We start from the raw sequence: 18,144 nt of genomic DNA, 5'->3' as shown, positions 1-18,144 counted from the left end.
CAATCTCCTTCTGCGGCTGCCCCTTGGCATGGCCGCCGCTTTCCCTTATGGCGCCCGGCGCGGGCAGGGCAAAGCCCCTGCGCGCAAGGAAGATCGCGCCGGTGCCCGGAAGGGCTGAAAACGGGAATGCGGTGCGGACGGGAAGCCGTCCCAATCCGCGGCTGTCCCTGCAACTGTAAGCGGTGAGCGCGATGCACTTCGGCCCCCAGGGCCGGCCACTGGACGCAAGTCCGGGAAGGCGTGCATCGCCGCATTGACCCGCGAGCCAGGAGACCTGCCGACGCATGGTCGCTCTTGCCTTGGTCCAGGGTATGGCCACGGCACGGTGTTCTCCGTCTGAGCGACGAAGCGGCGCGGGGCCGCATCGGTGTGGGGGAGGGCGCGGGCGCCAGCCATTTTCCCCTGTCCGGCCGCATGAGCGGACGCCCTGAGCCATGTTGCATCGCGCTCAGGGGGAAGACAGACATGTTGAGGATTTCCGTTTCCATCGCCGCCTTGCTCGCGGCCGCACCTGCGCTGGCGGAGGATGAGATCATCGTCACCGCGCTGGGCATCGAACAGCCGCGCGACGAGGTCGGCCAGGCCGTCACCGTGATCGACGCCGACACCATCCGCACCCGCCAGAGCGTCAGCGTGGTCGACCTGCTGGCCACCACGCCGGGCGTGCGCTTCAACCGCAGCGGCAGCCTGGGCGGCGTGACCGGGGTTTCGTTGCGCGGCGCGGAAACGACGCAGACGCTGGTGCTGATCGACGGGGTCAAGGTCAACGACCCCAGCGGCATCGGCGACATGTACGATTTCGGCAATCTGCTGACCGGCAATATCCAGCGGATCGAGATTTTGCGCGGCTCCAACTCGATCGTCTACGGCAGCCAGGCGATCGGCGGCGTGGTCAACGTCATGACCGGAACGCCCGGCACCGGCTTTGCCGGCAATGCCTCCGTCGATTACGGCTACAGCAATACGCTGAACGCGAAGGCGGACGTTTCGGGCGGCAGCGGCATCGCGTCGGGCGGCGTCGGCATCGCCTATTTCAACACCGACGGCATTTCCTCCGCCGCCAGCGGCACCGAAAAGGACGGCTATGAGAATATCGCCGCCAATGCCAGGCTGAAGCTGTCCTTCACCGATACCCTCAACCTCGACCTGCGCGGCTATTATATCCATGCCGACCTGGATACCGACAATGGCGTGGTGGACAGCACCACGGACTCCTCGAAATCGGATCAATATGTCGGCTATGCGGGCCTCAACCTCGCGCTGTTCGACGGCAGGCTCACCAATCGGGCGGCCGTCACCTGGTTCCGCATCGACCGCGACTATACGTCCGCTTTCGGGCCTTATGCCTATTCCGGCACCAATTTGCGCTTCGAATATGAAGGGGTCTACCAGCCGGTCGATCAGGCGAAGCTGGTCTTCGGCTATGAACATGAGCGGCCCGACTATGATTTTTCCGGCTTCGGTTCCACCGAACGCCACAAGGCCGATATCGACAGCGTCTATGCGCTGGCCGTCGTCAAGCCCCTTGCCGGCCTGTCGCTGACCGGCGGCGTGCGGCATGACGATCACAGCCAGTTCGGCGGCGCGACGACCTTCGGCGCCAACGCCAACTACACGCCCAATGCCGGCGCGACCAATATCCGCATGAGCTATGGCGAGGGGTTCAAGGCGCCGTCGCTCTACCAGCTTTACGGCGCCGATGTCGGCAATGCCGGCCTGCGTCCCGAGCGGTCGAAAAGCTACGATATCGGTTTTGACCAGAGGCTCGACGGCGACCGGGCGATCCTCTCCGTCACGGCGTTCCGCCGCGATACCAGAAACCAGATCAACTATGATTATTCGATCGGCCTCTATGGCGGGTATAATAATCTCGACCGCACCCGCGCCAAGGGGGTGGAGGCGATGCTGACGCTGAGGCCGGTCGATGCGCTGACCGTCACGGCCGCCTACAGCCATGTCGATGCGCGCGACCGCAGTAGCGGCGCCCGGCTGCCCCGCCGCGCCCCCGACGCGGTCAGCGTTTCGGCGGATTATGTCTGGCCCTTCGGCCTGTCGACCGGCGCCACCGTGACGATGGTGGGCGACAGCTTCAACGACGCGACCAATCTGGTACGGCTGGACGGCTATGCGATAGCGAACATCCGGGCGTCTTTTCCGATCATGGAGAAGCTGGAAATCTATGGCCGCATCGACAATGTCACCGATGCGAAATACGCCACGGTCTATGGCTATGGCACCTATGGGCGATCGGCCTTCGGCGGCGTGCGTGTGCGCTTCTGACGGCTTATGGGCGCGGCGCGGCGTTGATCTGCGCCGCGCCCCTGCGCGCTGCGCCGTCAAGCTGCGCCGTGATGCTCCTCGCGGCGTCGACATAGGCGGGGCCGCCGCACACCGTCCACGCCTGGGGCACGCGGATGCGCGGAATGGCGCGCAATATCGGATGGTGCAGCATCTCCGTCCCCTGATCGACCACCTTCTCGCTCCCCGCCTCGACGATCAGCCAGTCCGGGCGGGCGGCGATCATCTCCTCCAGCGAAAGCTGCGACAGTGCCGGCTTGCCCAGCCTGGCCGCCAGGTTGACCAGGCCCACGCGCCGCATCAGGTCGTCGACCAGCGTGCCGGTGCCGGTCATATAGCCGCGCCGCTGATAATAGGCGGCGACGCCGCGATGCTTCGGGCGGGGCAGGGCGGCAAGATCCCGGTCCATGCGGGCGATCATCGCCTCGCCCCGTTCGGGATGGCCGACCGCGGCCGCCACTTGCCGGATCTGCGCCAGGATCATCGCATGGCTGTCCGCGCTCGCCAGTGCCAGGGTCCGCCATCGGCCCGGTGGCGCGCCGACCACGCTGTCGCCCGACGGAAAGCCGATCAGCAGGTCGGGGCGAAGCGCCAACACTTCCTCGGAAGGGCGTTTGAGGGTGCGGAAGGCGCGGGCCTTGCCGACCGCCGCCGACAGTTCCGGGTCATGTCCATAGGGGCTGAGCGCCGCGATCTGCGCCGGATCGGCCAGCGCGAGCACATATTGGTCGGCGCAGGTGTTGAGCGACACGATGCGTTTTGGCGGAACCGGCGCGGCGCCGGTCAGCGAAAGGGCGCAAAATGCGGCAAGGATCATTCTTCTGCGCACCCTGTGGCCCCTGTGCTGCGCCCCAACAAATCGTGCCTCGACACACTCCCTCGCGGGAGTAGGGAGCGCCTGGACAGATGCTGTAGCAAGCAGGGAGGAACGCGCAAGCCATGAGCGCCCGCCGCCACCCGTTGCTCATCCCCGCGCTGATCGCATCGGCCCTGCTCGCCGCGCTGGCTTCCCTCGCGCTTGGCGCCGTTCCGCTTTCTCCGGCCCGCATCCTCGCTGTCCTCGGCGGTGGCGGCGACGACGTCGCCCGCGCTATCCTTCTCGACCTGCGCCTGCCCCGCATGCTGCTGGGCCTGATCGTCGGCGCGATGCTCGGCCTGGCGGGCGCTGCGCTCCAGGGCTATCTGCGCAACCCGCTGGCCGAACCCTCGGTCTTGGGGGCGTCCAACTGCGCCGCGCTCGGCGCTGTCGGCGCGCTCTATTTCGGGCTGGCGCAGGCGCATCCGCTGGCGCTTCCCGCGCTCGCCATCATGACCGGCCTGATCGGCATTGGCGCGCTGTTCCTGCTCGCCGGCCCGGCGGAAAGTCCGCTCACGCTCATCCTCGCCGGCATCGCCATCGCGACGCTCGCGGGGGCGGGGATCAGCCTGTCGCTCAACCTGTCGCCCAACCCCTTCGCCGCCATGGAGATCATGAGCTGGCTGATGGGCAGCCTGGAAAACCGCGCCTATGGCCATGTCTGGATCGCGCTGCCCTGCGTCGCCATGGGCGCGGCGCTGCTGCTTGGCGACGGGCGGACGCTGGATGCGCTGACGCTGGGCGAGGATGGGGCGCAGGCGCTTGGCATCGATCTTCGCTGGGCGCGCATCCGCCTGATGCTGGGCGTCGCCATAGGCGTCGGCGGCGCCGTGGCGGTGTCAGGGGCGATAGGCTTTGTCGGCCTGATCGTGCCGCATCTGGTCCGACCGCTGACCGACCGCTCGCCCTCCGCCATTCTGCTGCCCTCGATGCTGGGCGGCGCGGTGCTGCTGACGCTGGCGGACATCGGCGTGCGGCTGATCCCTACCAGCAGCGAACTCAAGCTGGGGGTACTGACGGCGTTGCTGGGCGTTCCCGTGTTCCTGATGCACCTGATGCGGGAGCGGCGGCTATGGTGACGATCCGCGCGCAGGGACTTTCCGTCAGGCTGGGCCGGCATCCGGCGGTGAACGACGCCGACCTTCTGCTGGAGCCGGGGGAGCTGGTGGGCATCATCGGGCCCAATGGCGCCGGCAAATCCACCCTGATCCGGGCGCTGCTGGGGCTGGTCGGGCGGTCGGGCGGGACAGTCCTGATCGACGGCGACGACAGCGCGCGGCTCAGCCGGCGGGAGATCGCCCGGCGCATCGCCTATCTGCCGCAAGGACAGACGCTGCACTGGCCGCTGGCGGTGGAGCGGCTGGTGGCGCTGGGTCGATTGCCGCATCTGGGGCCGCTGTCGCGCCTTTCCGCGCAGGATGAGGCGCATGTCGACGCCGCCTTGACGCGGGCCGATGTACTGCATCTGAAAGGCAGGGTGGCGACCGAATTGTCGGGTGGCGAGCGCGCCCGCGTGCTGCTGGCCCGAGCGCTGGCGGTGGGCGCGCCTGCCCTGATTGCCGATGAACCCCTGGCCGCGCTCGATCCGGGGCATCAGATCGACGTCATGGATCTGCTCCGGGCGGAGGCGCGGGCCGGGTCGCTGGTCGTCGCCGTGCTGCACGACCTCAGCATGGCGGCGCGCTATTGCGATCGGCTCGTGCTGATGGAGCGCGGGTCGCCGGTGGCCGACGGCGCGCCGCTGGACGTGCTGACGGAGGGGAATCTCGCCAGGGTGTATGGCATTTCCGCTCGCATAGAAACGAACGGCGACTGGCCGCTGGTCCTGCCGACGGGGCGGACCAGGTCCTGACTGCTATTCGCCGCCTGTTCCCGCGACGGCAGGAACAGGCCGTGTCCTATTCCCCAAAGGTCCGGGGTGCGGGCGCGACCACCGTGAAGGTTCCCGCACCGATTTCGGACACTTCCAGCGCCCGCTCCGCAATGCCGTCGCGGCCGAAGCGGAACGCGCCGTCGATTCCGGCAAAGCCCCCCGCATCGCGCAGCCGTACCGCCGGGAAGGGCGTTCCGGGCTTCCAGTCGCGCGCGATCCGCACGGTCAGCAGCACCGCATCATAGCCGAGCGCCGACAGCCGGAACGGCGCATTGCCGTAGCGCGCGCGATATTTGGTCGCGAGCTGCCGGTAGAGGCCATCCGACACGCTGGCGAACCATGCGCCGCGCAGCACCGGGCTGGACGCCAGGCCGCTGTCGGTGTTCCACAATTCGGTGCCCAGCAGCCGCGCCGTCGCGCCGCCATTCTTCCGCACGATCGGCGCGACCTGCATCGCCACCCGCCCGCTGTCCGCGATCAGCAGCGCGTCATAGCTGGACGAAGCCTGCAATTTCCTGACCGCCGCCGTGATGGAGGCGGGGCTGCGGTCGAAGGTCTGCATCGACACGACCGTCCCGCCCGCGCTCTCGACCGCGCGCAGCAGCGCCGTGCCCGACCGCTCGCCATAGGTTCCCTTGGGCACCAGCGCGGCGAATTTCGACAGGCCCTTGCCCTTGGCGAAGTCGACCACCCGCTCGATCGACTGATTGGGGTTGTAGCCCATGATATAGACGCCGTTCCCGGCGACGCTGGTATCGTTTGAAAAGCTGATCACAGGCACATTGGCCCGCGCCGCGAGCGGACCGACGATCCGCGCATCCTCCGCCAGCAAGGGCCCCAGGATCAGCCTGTTGCCGTCAGCCAGCGCCTTGTTCACCGCCGCCGCAGCGCCCGCGGCGGTGTCGTAAGTGGTGATGCGAACCTTGTCCGCCTTTGTGTCCAGCAGCGCCAGGGTGGTCGCATTGGCGATCGACTGGCCGACACCGGCATTGGCGCCGCTCATCGGCACCAGCAGCGCGACGCGGTGGCGCAGCGTGTCGGTGGGCAGGCCCTCGGTGACGTCGGGGCCGGTCTGCGCCGGGCCGCCGGGCTGGGCGGGGCCGGGGCCCTTGGGCACGATCGACTGACAGGCGGCGACCAGCAGTGCGGTCGCGGCGAACATGATCCGCCAGGCCCTTTTCATCCCCACCCCTTTCATCACGGCGAACAAGTCCGCTTGCCGGGGGGCATCCGTCTCTGTCATCTGGCGTCCTTATGGAAACTGATATTGTTGATCTTGCTTCTGGGCTTGAACCGGGGCTTTACATCGTTGCGGGGCCGATCGGCAACCTCGGAGACCTTACCCCCCGCGCCGCGGAAGTCCTGCGCCGGGCCGATGTGATCGCCGTGGAAGATACACGGGTCAGCGCACGCCTGCTGCGCCATGCCGGGTCCGACCGGCCGATGGTCCCCTATCACGACCACAGCGCCGAAGCGGTGCGCGCGCGCCTGGTCGATCGGATGGCGCGCGAATCGGTGGCGCTGCTCTCCGACGCGGGAACGCCGCTGATCTCGGATCCCGGTTACAAGCTGGTGCGCGACGCGCGGGCGGCGGGCCGCCGGATCACGACGCTCCCCGGCCCCAGCGCCGTCATTGCCGCACTGACCTTGTCGGGCCTGCCGACCGACCGTTTCCTGTTCATGGGTTTCCTGCCATCGAAGCAGAAGGCACGCGGCGACGCGCTGGACGAAGTCGCTGCCCTGCGCGCCACGCTGGTCTTCTATGAAAGCGGGCCGCGCCTGTCGGAAAGCCTGGCCGCCATGGCCGCCCATCTGGGCGACCGGGACGCGGCCGTCTCCCGAGAGATCAGCAAGGCGTTCGAGGAGACGGCGACCGGCACGCTCATGGAACTTTCCGCCCGCTATGCCGACGCCCCGCCAAAGGGGGAGATCGTCGTGATCGTCGGCCCGCCGGGCGAGGCACCGCCCGCCAGCGCCGAGGATGCCGACGCGGCCTTGCTGGAGGCGATGGAGCGGCTTCCGGTTTCCAAGGCGGCAGGCGAGGTTGCGAAGAAGCTCGGACTGGACCGCCGCGCGCTTTACGACCGCGCCCTGGAACTCAAGGCGTGAGGACGCAGCCTTCGGGCGCCCGGCTGGCCGCCGAAAAGCGCGGGCGGCAGGCGGAACGCATCGCCGGCTGGTGGCTGCGCCTCAAGGGCTGGCAGATCGTCGGCCGCCGCATGCGCACGCCCGCGGGGGAGGTGGACCTGGTCGCCCGGCGCGGCGCCATGCTGGCCTTTGTCGAGGTGAAGGCTCGCGCGCGCGGCGCCGATCTCGACCTCGCCATAGACGAGCGGCGCCTTTCGCGAGTGGCGGCGGCGGCGGGAATCCTGTTCCACGGCCTCGCCAAACCGGGCGACGACATGCGAATCGACGTGATCCTCCTTGCGCCGGGCCGTCCGCCGCGCCATCTGGCCAATGTCTGGCACGGGGGGTGAGCAATCCGATCCTCCCGTTCCGTTCGCCCTGAGCTTGTCGAGGGGCCTCAAGTTTCTTCAGAAAAAGGGCCGGGCCTCGACATGCTCAGCCCGAACGGCAGGAAAACAAGTCGATGACCACCGCACTCAACCCGCTCACCGTCGCCGTACAGATGGATCCGATGGAGGGGATCAGGATCGGCGGCGATTCGACCTTCCACATCATGCTGGCCGGGCAGGCGCGCGGGCACCGGCTCTATCATTATCTCGCCCCCGACCTCACCTATCGCGAGGGCCGCGTGCTGGCGCGGGCGCGCCCGGTCCGGGTGCAGAAGGTGCAGGGCGATCATTTCGCCTTCGGGGAGCCGGAGATGCTGGACCTTGGCCGTGACGTCGACGTCGTCCTGATGCGGCAGGATCCGCCCTTCGATCTCAGCTACATCACCGCCACGCACCTTCTGGAGCGGGTGCAGCAGGAGACGCTGGTGGTGAACGACCCCGGCGCCGTCCGCAATGCGCCGGAAAAGCTGTTCGTGCTGGATTATGCCCGCTTCATGCCGCCGACCATGATCACCCGCGACCTGGCGGAGGTGAAGTCCTTCCTCGCCCAGCATGGCGAGGTGGTGGTGAAGCCGCTCTACGGCAATGCGGGCAACGCCGTCTTCCATGTCGGGCGGTCCGGCGCGAATCTGTCGGCGCTGGTGGAACTGTTCAACGCCTCCTGGGTCGAACCCTTCATGGTCCAGGCCTTCATTCCCGGCGTTGCGGAGGGCGACAAGCGCATCGTCCTGGTCGACGGCGAAGTCGCGGGCGCGGTCAACCGCATTCCCGGCGCGGGCGAGATCCGCTCCAATCTCGCCGTGGGCGGCTCGGCCGCGAAGACGGAACTGACCGATCGGGAACTGGAAATCTGCGAAGCGCTGGGTCCGGAACTCAAGCGGCGCGGCCTGCTGTTCGTCGGCATCGACGTGATCGGCGGCGAATGGCTGACGGAAATCAACGTGACCTCGCCCACCGGCATCGTTTCCATCGACGCCTTCAACGGCACCGACACCGGCGGCATGATCTGGGACGCCATCGACGCCCGGCTGGCGGCGCGGGCCGCCGATTGAGCGATCGTCCAGCGCCATGACCGACTGGGTTCTCCGCCTGATCGACGCGGGCGGCTATTGGGGCATATTCGCCCTGATGGTGCTGGAAAACATCTTCCCGCCGATCCCGTCCGAACTCATCATGGGCATCGGCGGCATCCGCGTCGGCCAGGGCCGGATGGCGATGGAATGGCTGCTGTTCGCGGGCACCGTGGGCACCACCATCGGCAATTATTTCTGGTATCTGGTCGGCCATGTCCTGGGCTTTGCCCGGTTGAAGCCGATCGTCGACCGCTATGGCCGCTGGGCGACGCTGGAATGGAAGGATGTCGAGGCACTCGACCATATTTTCGGCAAATATGGGCAGATCGTCGTGTTCGTCTTCCGCTTCATGCCCGCCTTCCGCACGATGATATCGCTGCCGGCGGGCCTGTTCCGCATGGGGCATGTCCGCTTCCTGCTGTGGACCAGCGGCGGCGCGCTGATCTGGAACATCATCCTTGCCTATGCGGGCTACATATTGGGTCAGAATTTCCGCGACATCGACCGCTATGTGGGACCAGTGGCGACGGCCTGCGTGGTGGGGGCGGTCTTCTTCTATCTCTGGCGGCTGGCGACCTGGAAGCCCAGGGGCTGATCCGGGATATGCCAGGTCGCAGGAGCACTCGTGCCTCCATCACGGCGCGGCGGCCTCATGCCCGGGGGTGGGCATTGCGGTAGATGTCCAGCAGGTGCGCGGCATCCACCTGCGTATAGATCTGGGTCGAGGACAGGCTGGCATGGCCCAGCAATTCCTGCAACGACCGTAGATCCGCGCCGCGCCCCAGCAGATGCGTCGCGAAGCTGTGGCGCAATGCATGCGGCGTGGTCCGGTCCGACAGGCCCAGCCGGCCCCTCGCGCCCTGCACGGCGCGACGGATCAGCGCCGGCGAAAGCGGTCCGCCCCGCGCGCCGCGAAAGAGCGGCCCATCCTTCTCCTGCGCAAAGGGGCAGAGCGCCACATAAGCCTCCATCGCCTCGCGCACCTGCGGCAATAGCGGCACGATCCGCGTCTTCCCCCGCTTCCCCGTGACCCGCAGCGTTTCTCCCAGCGGCAGCACAGCGCCGGTCAGCCCCATCGCCTCCCCGATGCGCAGCCCCGCGCCATAGAGCAGCAGCAGCACGGCCCAGTCCCGCGCGCCGATCCACGGTTCCCGCGCGGTTTCGGCAATGTCCCCGGCCAGCGCCACCGCCTCGTCGGGCGAGATGGGGCGGGGCAGGCCGCGCTTCACCCGCGGCCCCTTCAGCATCGGGACGCGGGCATCCTCACCACCCACGAACCGCAGGAAACCGCGCACCGCCGACAATTCCCGCGCGGCCGAGACATTGCCGATGCCGTCCATCCGCCGCACTGTCAGGAAAGCGCGCAGGTCGGCCTGCCCGATGCCCGCCAGCATCGCCGCCGTGACCGCTTCGCCGCGATGCTCCTCCAGAAAGGCCAGCAGGCGTTCGGCGGTCGCCACATAGGCGCGCACCGTATGCACCGATCGCCGCCGGTCGAGCGCCAGATGTCGCCGCCATTGTTCGCAAAGATCGTCGCAAGCCGCCATGGTGTCCACATTAGAACGATTTCCAAGCGATCGGAACCGATCGCTGGTTAAGAAATCGCGAAAAACAGGAAATCTAGAGCGGCGATCTGATTTCAGTCAGATCGAACCCGCTCCAGGGCGGGGGACCGCCCTTGAAAACCACCCCAAAATGGGCACATGGAAATCGACATGGCAACTCCCTTCGACCTGGCCGACCTGCCGACAGGCGCGCTGATGCGGCTTTCCCCGCTGGTGGGGCGCGTGCTGGCGCCCAATCCCTCGCCCTTCACCTATACCGGCACGCAGACCTATATTGTGGGTGCGGAGGATGTGGCGGTGATCGATCCCGGCCCCGATGATGCGGCGCATCTGGCGGCGCTGGTCGATGCGATTGGCGGGCGCCCGGTCAGGGCGATCCTCTGCACCCACACCCATCGCGACCATAGTCCCGCCGCCGCGCCGCTCGGCGCGCTGACCGGCGCCCCGGTCATCGGCTGCGCGCCGCTGACGATGGATGATGACGGGCCCCGCGCCGACGCCGCCTTCGACGCCGCCTATCGGCCCGATCGCGTGCTCGCCGATGGGCAGGGGGTGGGCGGCATGGGCTGGACGCTCATGGCCGTCGCCACGCCGGGTCATACCTCCAACCATCTCTGCTTCGCCCTGCCGGAGGAAGGCGCTCTTTTCACCGGCGACCATGTGATGGGCTGGTCGACCAGCGTGGTGTCGCCGCCCGACGGGGACATGACGGCCTATATGGCGTCGATGCAGCGGCTGCTCGACCGCGACGACGCCGTCTATTATCCGGCCCATGGCGATCCGGTCGACAGTCCGCAGCGGCTGGTGCGCGGCATGATGGGCCACCGCAAGCAGCGCGAGGGCCAGATAGTGCGCTTCCTGGAGCGCAACGGCGCGTCGGAAGTCCCCGCCATGGTGCTGGAGATGTACAAGGGCGTCGACCCGCGCCTCCACAGCGCGGCGGGCCGTTCGGTGCTGGCGCATCTTATCGACCTTGACGGGCGCGGCATCGCCGCCGCGACGGCGGACGGACGATGGCAGTTGCGCTGAAACGCCTGGCCTTGCCGGTCCTCGCCGCGCTGGTCCTGCTCGCCATGGGCGGGGCCATGCTGGTCGGCTGGCATCGCTATCAACGCGACTATGTGGTAAGCGTGGAGGATGACGGCTCGGCCGTGACCAGGATCATCGCCGGGCGGCTTGCCGGCGCCGCCAGCCTGAAGGTGTCGGAACTGTCCGGCACGATCCAGAGCACGGCGCAGGATGTGCGCGGCTTCGGCCTGCTGAAGTCCGATCAGCTGGTGAAAATGCCCTTCTCGGTCGATTATTTCATCGACGTGGGCGGCATCGACGCCGCTGATCTGGAATGGAACGCAAACAGCCGGACGCTCATCGTCAACGCGCCGGATGTCAGGCCTGGGCGGCCCAATATCGACGAAAGCCGCCGGACGCTGGTTGAAACCAACGGCCTGTTCGTGACGCGGCAGGCGGGCGAGGAACTCGGCCGCCGCACCTCGCTCCATGCGCAGGCCCGCGCGCAAGGCGAGGCGCGCTCGCCCGAACGCATGGCGCAGGCACGCGATTATGGCCGTGCCGCGCTCGGCAGGCTGCTCGGCGCGCCGCTGGGGGCGCTGGGTTATGGCGATGCGCGGGTGATCGTGACCTTTCCGCCGGAACGCGCGAACCGCGACCGGGAACGGTGGGACGTGACCACGCCGATCAACGAGGTACTGGCCAACAGGCGCAACGCCCGTTAGGGGGCGCTGCATGAAGGCCCTTCAAGGAGCAGGGTAGGGACATGAACGCCATCACCGGAATCCCGCAGGGGATCGACCTGCGCGCGGAGATCGACCGGCTGCGCAAGGAACGCAATGCCGTCATCCTCGGCCATTATTATCAGAAGCCGGAAATCCAGGACCTGTCCGATTTCGTGGGCGATTCCCTGGAACTCTCGCGCAAGGCGGCGGAAACGGACGCGGACGTCATCGCCTTCTGCGGCGTGCGCTTCATGGCGGAAACGGCGAAGATCCTTTCGCCTGAAAAGATCGTCGTGCTGCCCGACATGGACGCGGGATGCAGCCTGGAGGACAGTTGCCCGCCCGCCCAGTTCAAGGCGTTCCGCGAGGCGCATCCCGACCATATCGCCCTGAGCTACATCAACTGCTCGGCAGAGGTGAAGGCGCTTTCCGACATCATCGTCACCTCCTCCTCGGCAGAAAAGATCCTGGCGCAGATCCCACGGGAGCAGAAGATCATCTTCGGCCCCGACAAGCATCTGGGCGGCTATTTGAAGCGCAAGCTCGGCCGCGACATGCTGCTCTGGCCGGGCGTCTGCATCGTGCATGAGGCGTTCAGCGAGACGGAACTGCTGAAGCTGAAGGCCCAGCATCCCGGCGCGCCCGTGGCGGCGCATCCGGAATGCCCGCCGCATATCGTCGACCATGCCGATTATATCGGGTCGACCAGCGGCATATTGGAATTCTCCAGGACCATGCCCGGCGACACGCTGATCGTCGCCACCGAACCGCATATCATCCACCAGATGCAGAAGGCGGTGCCGGAAAAGACCTTCATCGGCGCGCCCGGTGCCGACGGCAACTGCAACTGCAACATCTGCCCCTATATGGCGCTCAACACGATGGAAAAACTCTATCTCGCGCTGCGCGACCTGCAGCCGCGGATCGAGATGGAGGAGGGGCTGCGCCTCGCCGCCAGGAAGAGCCTCGACCGGATGCTGGAAATGGCAAGCGGCACGGTCGGGCAGGGCGACCTGGGCGCGCGCTGATGGACATGATCGCGAAAGGGCTGGGGGAGAGCATCGGCTTTTCCCTTCCCGGCTTCGATCTCGACGCCTTCGTCGCCTCCACCCTGGCGGAGGATCTTGGCCCGCAGGGCCGCGACGTCACGAGCGAGGCGGTGATCCCCGCCGACGCGATCTTCGACGGGGTGATGGACAGCCGCGATGCCGTGACGCTGGCCGGCCTGCCCATCGCCGCCGCCTTCTTCCGCGCGCTCGATCCCGATGCGGAGATCGAACTGCTTCGGCAGGACGGCGACCGCGTGGCGGCGGGCACTGACATCATGCGCATCCGCGGCCGGGCCCGCGCCATGCTCACGGCCGAGCGGTCCGCGCTCAACACCGTGCAGCATCTGACCGGCATCGCCACGATGACCCGCGCCTATGTCGACGCGATCCTGGGCACGGGCGCGACCCTGCTCGACACGCGCAAGACCATTCCCGGCCTGCGCGTGCTGGAGAAATATGCGACGCGCATGGGTGGCGCCACCAATCACCGCATGGGCCTTTGGGATGCGGCGATGATCAAGGACAATCATGTCGCGGTCGCCGGATCGGTCGAGGAAGCAGTCCGCCGCGCCGCCGCCGCCGGGATCGCCAGCATCATCGTGGAGGTTGACCGCGTCGACCAGATCGAACCGGCGCTCGCGGCGGGCGCCACGCACCTCCTGCTCGACAATATGGACGCGCCCACCCTGCGCGGGGCCGTCACGCTGGTCGGCGGGCGCGTCCCCACCGAAGCGTCGGGCGGCGTCACGCTCGACACCATCCGCGCCCGGGCGGAAACCGGCGTCACCTATATCAGCGTCGGCCGTCTGACGCAGTCGGCCCCGGCCGCCGACATCGGACTGGATTTCGCCTTTGCCTGAGTTCGCGCCCTTGCTGCGACTGGTGCTGCCATTGTTCCTGCTCGCGGCCCCGGCCGGCGCCCTGGCGCAGTCGGCGCAGTGCAGCCTGCCCGCCCAGATGCCCCGGCCGCGCCCCGACCTGCCGAATGCCGACCAGCCGCGCCGCCTGCTGCCCATTGGCGGCTACACGCTGGCGCTCACCTGGTCGCCGCAATATTGCAAGGGCGCGAAGGGCAGCGACGATGCCTTGCAGTGCAGCGGCCGCAACGGCCGTTTCGGCTTCACCCTGCACGGTCTCTGGCCGGACGGCATCGGCAAGGACTGGCCGCAATATTGCCGCGCCACCGATCTGCTGCCGCGCCCGGTCATCCGGCAAAATCTCTGCTCCACGCCGTCCGCCCAGCTGCTCCAGCATGAATGGGCCAAGCACGGCACCTGCATGACGACGAAGCCGGAGCTCTATTTCAATCTCTCCCGCGCCCTCTACCAGTCGATCCGCTATCCCGACATGGCCGCGCTTGCCCGTCGCAAGACGCTGACGGTCGCGCAGTTCGCCCAGGCCTTCGCCGCCGCCAACAAGGGGATGCGCGCCGACATGATGCGCGTCACGATCACGCGGGACAATGGCCTGAACGAGCTGTGGCTGTGCCTGGACCGGACGCTGGAATTCGCGCGCTGCCCGGCTCATCAGGGCGGGGCGGACGACCGGGCGGCGCTGCGCATCGCGCCCGGACCGAACATCCCCAATCCCCGGCGCACTCCGCCCGTTCCGGCGCGGCGCCCCGGCCTGATCCTCGACCTCGACCCCCAGGCCGAAGTACATAAGGATTAGCCTTCGACGATCACCGTCGATGGATGATGCCGGTCCAGATGCCTGCGGATGATCCGCAGGTTCTTGCTGTTGGATTTGTAGAAGAAATCGAAAATATCCCCGGCGAAGGGAATGGCGCCGATCACCGTGTCGAAGCCGACATTGGCGGCCATGCGCGTAAGCTGCCATTTCGACATGCCCAGGTTCCGGGCTTCCCACACGATCCATGCGCCCATCGCCGCCGTCGCCAGATCGCCCACCACGGGGATCAGCCCGACCAGGCTGTCCAGCCCGACCCTGCGGTTGGTGCCGGGCAGCACGAACAGCCCCTCCAGCACCGCCTCCATCATTTCGATCCGCCGCCGCACGGACGCCGGATCACGGCCGAATCCGGGCATGTCGCGCACGATCCGATCGAACTGTTCCTGCGAAATCGCCATCCTCTGTCCTCCAGGCATCCGGCTTCCTGAAGTCCTAGTTGGTGCTCCTGAACAGATGGTTCAATGGGTGCCGCGCGCGAGGGGACGGCATGAAGCCGGTCAGCCGCTGCGCCACCAGCGACCAGCGCACCGGCGCGCCCAGGGCGATGAAGCCGTTATGCGCCTGCATCAGCGCCTCCGCCTGCGCCACCCGCGCCATGCGCTCGTCCAGGCTGCTGGCAAGGCTTGCCGCCTGCAATTGCGCCTCCGCCTCTGCCGAACAATGCACCTTCCGCGCGCAGCCGATGCGGCCCAGATACCAGATCGCGCTGTCATAGGCGGCAACTTCATCGACCAGCCGCAGATCGGCATCGGCCGCCATGTCGACCCGCTCGACCGCCAGCCCGATCATGCCCAGATCATGCCGCACCAAGCCGAAGAGAAGGGTGGAGCCCGGCCCGGCGGTCAGCGCCACGCGCAGCGTCGGGGGGTCGCCATTATCGCTGCGCCATCGTTTCATGATGGCCTGTCCCTGCGCCCAGCGATCCTCCATCGGCAGGCCGGACCAATCCGGCACGGCCGGCGGTCCGGGCAGGTCGAACTGACCGGGCACGATCTGCTCTGTCGTCGCCCAGCCGCCCACGGGGAACAGCACCGGCAGGCGGCTGCGGTCGATCGCCATGCTGATCGCCCGTCGCACGCCGTCGTCCTCCAGCAGCTTGCCGTTGGCGCCGTCCTGTTTCATCATCGCCAGCCCCAGCAAGCCCTGCACCGGGTCGATCCGCACATCGTCGCGGTCGACACCGGCGGGCACCAGCAGCGGCAGGTCGGAAAAACGGCCGCCCAGGACCAGATCGGCCTTGTCCTGCTGAAATCGGGTGATGGCGAGCGCCGCGCGTTCGGCCCGCACGATCCGGGTCTGCCAGGGGGGTATGGGCAATTCATCGCCGGATTCATTCGTGACCCGTTCCACCGGGGTCAGCACCAGCGCCCCGGCGCGGACACCATCCCGCTCCTCACGACGATAGGGGCCGGTCCCGCCCTCCCGCGACAGGATCGCCATCTGGGGCTGGGCCAGCATCTGCAGCACATAGGGGCGCGGCGCGGCCAGCCTGATCTCGATCACCTCGCCCGTCATGGCGACGACGTCCCTCACCGCATCCAGCGGCCCGGCGGGGTCCCGCCGCCGCAGCGCCTCTATCCGCGCCATCAGCAGCCGTCCGACATCCTTCGCCAGCACCTTGCGCCCGTCCGGCCAGAACGCCCGGCGCAGGCGGAAGATGTAGCTGCGGCCATCGTCCTCGACGATCCAGCGCTGGGCCAGGGCGGGCAATATTTCCCCGTCGGCGTCGAATGCCACCAGCCCCTGCGCGGTGGTTTCCAGGAACAGCTTCGATCCGGGATCGGGCAGATTTTCCAGCGGCTTGGCGAAATCCGCAGGGTCGCCGATCACGCTGACCGTTACCGGACCGCTGCCCTCGTCCGAACAGCTTCCCAACATCATGGCCATCATGACCAGCCCGCCAAGCGGTGATCGGGCAAGGAGCCGGTGAGGAAGGAGGGACAACATGTACAGACAGGGCTTAACCCGCAACGGCGCCCGCGCCAACCACCATCACGCGACCCGCTGCTTCAGTTCCGGCCAGGCGTGATTTTGCCGCCGCTGCCTTAGAGCGGGTTTCGATCTGATTGAATCATATCGCCGCTCTGGTTTCCTTTGTTTGCCGCGATTTCTTAACCAGCGATCGGTTCCGATCGCTTGGAAATCGCTCTGATGCAGCCAGGTTTGCCCCTGTCCCATAGCGGTACAGGATTTTGTTAACCATGACTTCGCATTGGCCCGGCGTGCGCATCATTCTATATCCTCGGATATGCGCCTCTTCTCGATAATCCTGCTCATCTCCGCCGCCGTCACGGCCACGGCGCTGGCCCAGGGCGTCACTTCGCCCTTCACCGTGGCGGAAAGCGGGCGAAGCTATGCGTCGCTAGGCGACGCGATCAGGGCGATCGGCGATGGCCGCGGCACGGTTCTGGTGGCGCCGGGCAGCTATGCGCAATGCGCGGTGCAGCAGGGCGGCGACGTCACCATCCGCGCGCAGAAGCCCGGCACCGCCATATTCGACGGCGTCGCCTGCGAACAGAAGGCGGCCCTGGTCCTGCGCGGCCGGTCGAGCAGCATCGACGGCCTCATCTTCCAGAATCTGCGCGTCCCGGACGGCAATGGGGCGGGCATCCGGCTGGAAAGCGGCGACCTGACCGTCACCAACAGCCTGTTCCTCAACAGCGAGGAAGGTATTTTGACCGGCGACGCGCCCGGCAACAGGATCAGCATCGACAGGTCGACCTTCCGTCATCTGGGGCGCTGCGACCGCGACCTCGCCTGCGCCCACGGCATTTATGCGGGGCGCTATGGCAGCCTGTCGGTCACCCATTCCCGGTTCGACCAGGGCGATGGCGGCCATTATCTGAAAACCCGCACGCCGCGGGTCACCATCACCGACAACAGCTTCGACGACAGCGGCGGGCGCCTCACCAACTATATGATCGACCTCTCCAACGGGGCCAGCGGCACGATCAGCGGCAATGCGATGGTGCAGGGCCGCGACAAGGACAATTACAGCGCCTTCATCACCGTCGCGCCGGAGGGACGGGAACAGGACAGCAGCAACCTTTCCATCGCGAACAACAGCGCCTCCTTCGTGCCCGGATTGCAGCGCAACAGCAGCTTCGTCGCCAATTTCACCGACGATGCAGTGAAAATCGGCGCGAACCGCCTGGCGAACGGGATCAAGGTGACGGATCGGCGCTGAAGGACCCGGCCGCCGGCCCTCGGCATAGGGGTGCAGGATGGCGTGATCCCTCCTGCACCGGGCTTGCAAGCGGGCGCGCCCGCGCCGATAACCGCCCCATGCGCAGCACCTATGGTTCAGCCACCGTTCGACTCTATCATCTCAGCGATGCCGATGGCGGGGGCGGGGCGACGACGCTGTTCTACGGCCCGCTGAACGAAGCCATGCGCATAGCCGGGCAGCAGCCGGAGGATGTGCAGGACGGCCTGTTCCTGGCCACCGACAATGATGTCGTCGCCTATCTCGATCTTCTGGAGGGCTGA

Annotated in this window: 19 protein-coding genes and 1 riboswitch; of the genes, 14 read left to right on the top strand and 5 right to left on the bottom strand. The window is 67.4% G+C overall.

Going from position 1 to position 18,144, the window contains the following annotated elements; translation table 11 throughout:
* Positions 1 to 82 precede the first annotated feature (82 nt).
* Positions 83 to 296: riboswitch (cobalamin riboswitch) on the top strand.
* Between the two features lie 169 nt (positions 297 to 465).
* Entirely contained in the window at positions 466 to 2,280 is a 1,815-nt protein-coding gene (locus ACN9MX_RS07550) for a TonB-dependent receptor plug domain-containing protein (protein WP_426386561.1), read from the top strand.
* Between the two features lie 4 nt (positions 2,281 to 2,284).
* Here ACN9MX_RS07550 and ACN9MX_RS07545 read toward each other — a convergent pair whose 3' ends face one another.
* On the bottom strand, positions 2,285 to 3,127 hold the full coding sequence (locus tag ACN9MX_RS07545) for an ABC transporter substrate-binding protein (protein WP_426386560.1): 843 nt from the start codon (positions 3,125 to 3,127) through the stop codon (positions 2,285 to 2,287).
* A 110-nt stretch (positions 3,128 to 3,237) separates the two neighbouring features.
* On the opposite strand from ACN9MX_RS07545, the gene ACN9MX_RS07540 reads away from it, so the two are divergent.
* Positions 3,238 to 4,233, top strand: coding sequence for an iron ABC transporter permease (locus ACN9MX_RS07540; RefSeq protein WP_133653662.1), 996 nt, complete (start codon positions 3,238 to 3,240; stop codon positions 4,231 to 4,233).
* A complete protein-coding gene (locus tag ACN9MX_RS07535; protein ID WP_133653663.1) occupies positions 4,227 to 5,006 on the top strand; it encodes an ABC transporter ATP-binding protein in 780 nt (259 codons plus the stop codon). The genes ACN9MX_RS07540 and ACN9MX_RS07535 overlap by 7 nt, the downstream gene beginning before the upstream one ends.
* 46 nt (positions 5,007 to 5,052) lie before the next feature.
* Here ACN9MX_RS07535 and ACN9MX_RS07530 read toward each other — a convergent pair whose 3' ends face one another.
* Positions 5,053 to 6,270 carry a penicillin-binding protein activator gene (locus ACN9MX_RS07530; protein ID WP_426386559.1) on the bottom strand — a complete coding sequence of 406 codons (1,218 nt, stop codon included), beginning with the start codon at positions 6,268 to 6,270 and terminating at the stop codon, positions 5,053 to 5,055.
* Between the two features lie 11 nt (positions 6,271 to 6,281).
* On the opposite strand from ACN9MX_RS07530, the gene rsmI reads away from it, so the two are divergent.
* The 4 genes from rsmI to ACN9MX_RS07510 all read left to right on the top strand — a co-directional run bounded on the left by rsmI (position 6,282) and on the right by ACN9MX_RS07510 (position 9,211).
* Entirely contained in the window at positions 6,282 to 7,136 is an 855-nt protein-coding gene (gene rsmI / locus ACN9MX_RS07525; RefSeq protein ID WP_426386558.1) for a 16S rRNA (cytidine(1402)-2'-O)-methyltransferase, read from the top strand.
* Positions 7,133 to 7,504, top strand: a complete 372-nt coding sequence (locus ACN9MX_RS07520; RefSeq protein WP_426386557.1) for a YraN family protein — start codon at positions 7,133 to 7,135, stop codon at positions 7,502 to 7,504. Before rsmI ends, ACN9MX_RS07520 begins: the two co-directional genes overlap by 4 nt.
* A 113-nt stretch (positions 7,505 to 7,617) precedes the next feature.
* Positions 7,618 to 8,595 (top strand): glutathione synthase, encoded by a 978-nt coding sequence (gene gshB, locus ACN9MX_RS07515; protein ID WP_363756637.1) that lies wholly within the window; start codon positions 7,618 to 7,620, stop codon positions 8,593 to 8,595.
* 16 nt (positions 8,596 to 8,611) lie between these two features.
* Positions 8,612 to 9,211, top strand: a complete 600-nt coding sequence (locus ACN9MX_RS07510; RefSeq protein WP_133653667.1) for a DedA family protein — start codon at positions 8,612 to 8,614, stop codon at positions 9,209 to 9,211.
* A 55-nt stretch (positions 9,212 to 9,266) separates the two neighbouring features.
* Here the strand turns inward: ACN9MX_RS07510 and ACN9MX_RS07505 are convergent, their stop codons facing one another.
* Entirely contained in the window at positions 9,267 to 10,163 is an 897-nt protein-coding gene (locus tag ACN9MX_RS07505; protein WP_363739268.1) for a tyrosine recombinase XerC, read from the bottom strand.
* Between the two features lie 168 nt (positions 10,164 to 10,331).
* On the opposite strand from ACN9MX_RS07505, the gene ACN9MX_RS07500 reads away from it, so the two are divergent.
* Genes ACN9MX_RS07500 through ACN9MX_RS07480 form a run of 5 tightly spaced genes read left to right on the top strand, consistent with a single transcriptional unit; the run spans position 10,332 to position 14,634 of the window.
* Positions 10,332 to 11,210 (top strand): MBL fold metallo-hydrolase, encoded by an 879-nt coding sequence (locus ACN9MX_RS07500; RefSeq protein ID WP_363739137.1) that lies wholly within the window; start codon positions 10,332 to 10,334, stop codon positions 11,208 to 11,210.
* Positions 11,195 to 11,914 (top strand): DUF4230 domain-containing protein, encoded by a 720-nt coding sequence (locus ACN9MX_RS07495; RefSeq protein WP_426386556.1) that lies wholly within the window; start codon positions 11,195 to 11,197, stop codon positions 11,912 to 11,914. The genes ACN9MX_RS07500 and ACN9MX_RS07495 overlap by 16 nt, the downstream gene beginning before the upstream one ends.
* Before the next feature lie 41 nt (positions 11,915 to 11,955).
* Positions 11,956 to 12,942 carry a quinolinate synthase NadA gene (nadA, locus tag ACN9MX_RS07490; RefSeq protein WP_363756644.1) on the top strand — a complete coding sequence of 329 codons (987 nt, stop codon included), beginning with the start codon at positions 11,956 to 11,958 and terminating at the stop codon, positions 12,940 to 12,942.
* Between the two features lie 32 nt (positions 12,943 to 12,974).
* Positions 12,975 to 13,823 carry a carboxylating nicotinate-nucleotide diphosphorylase gene (gene nadC / locus ACN9MX_RS07485; RefSeq protein WP_363739270.1) on the top strand — a complete coding sequence of 283 codons (849 nt, stop codon included), beginning with the start codon at positions 12,975 to 12,977 and terminating at the stop codon, positions 13,821 to 13,823.
* The gene (locus tag ACN9MX_RS07480; RefSeq protein ID WP_426386555.1) at positions 13,816 to 14,634 is read left to right on the top strand and encodes a ribonuclease T2 family protein; all 819 of its coding nucleotides are present in this window, start codon (positions 13,816 to 13,818) and stop codon (positions 14,632 to 14,634) included. The genes nadC and ACN9MX_RS07480 overlap by 8 nt, the downstream gene beginning before the upstream one ends.
* On the opposite strand, the gene ACN9MX_RS07475 is transcribed toward ACN9MX_RS07480, so the two are convergent.
* Positions 14,631 to 15,053: a DUF4112 domain-containing protein gene (locus ACN9MX_RS07475; protein WP_363739142.1), complete on the bottom strand. Its 423-nt coding sequence runs from the start codon at positions 15,051 to 15,053 to the stop codon at positions 14,631 to 14,633. The two genes, ACN9MX_RS07480 and ACN9MX_RS07475, sit on opposite strands and share 4 nt — an antisense overlap.
* A 34-nt stretch (positions 15,054 to 15,087) precedes the next feature.
* Positions 15,088 to 16,602: an ABC transporter substrate-binding protein gene (locus ACN9MX_RS07470; RefSeq protein ID WP_426386554.1), complete on the bottom strand. Its 1,515-nt coding sequence runs from the start codon at positions 16,600 to 16,602 to the stop codon at positions 15,088 to 15,090.
* A gap of 301 nt (positions 16,603 to 16,903) precedes the next feature.
* Between ACN9MX_RS07470 and ACN9MX_RS07465 the strand changes: the two genes are divergently transcribed.
* A complete protein-coding gene (locus ACN9MX_RS07465; protein ID WP_426386553.1) occupies positions 16,904 to 17,842 on the top strand; it encodes a right-handed parallel beta-helix repeat-containing protein in 939 nt (312 codons plus the stop codon).
* A 98-nt stretch (positions 17,843 to 17,940) separates the two neighbouring features.
* Positions 17,941 to 18,144 carry a hypothetical protein gene (locus tag ACN9MX_RS07460; protein WP_133653675.1) on the top strand — a complete coding sequence of 68 codons (204 nt, stop codon included), beginning with the start codon at positions 17,941 to 17,943 and terminating at the stop codon, positions 18,142 to 18,144.

This window comes from Sphingobium sp. R-21 (assembly GCF_049913335.1).
Classification (GTDB): domain Bacteria; phylum Pseudomonadota; class Alphaproteobacteria; order Sphingomonadales; family Sphingomonadaceae; genus Sphingobium.
The sequence above is the reverse complement of the archived record's forward strand: the minus strand, read 5'-3'. Positions and strand labels throughout refer to the sequence as shown.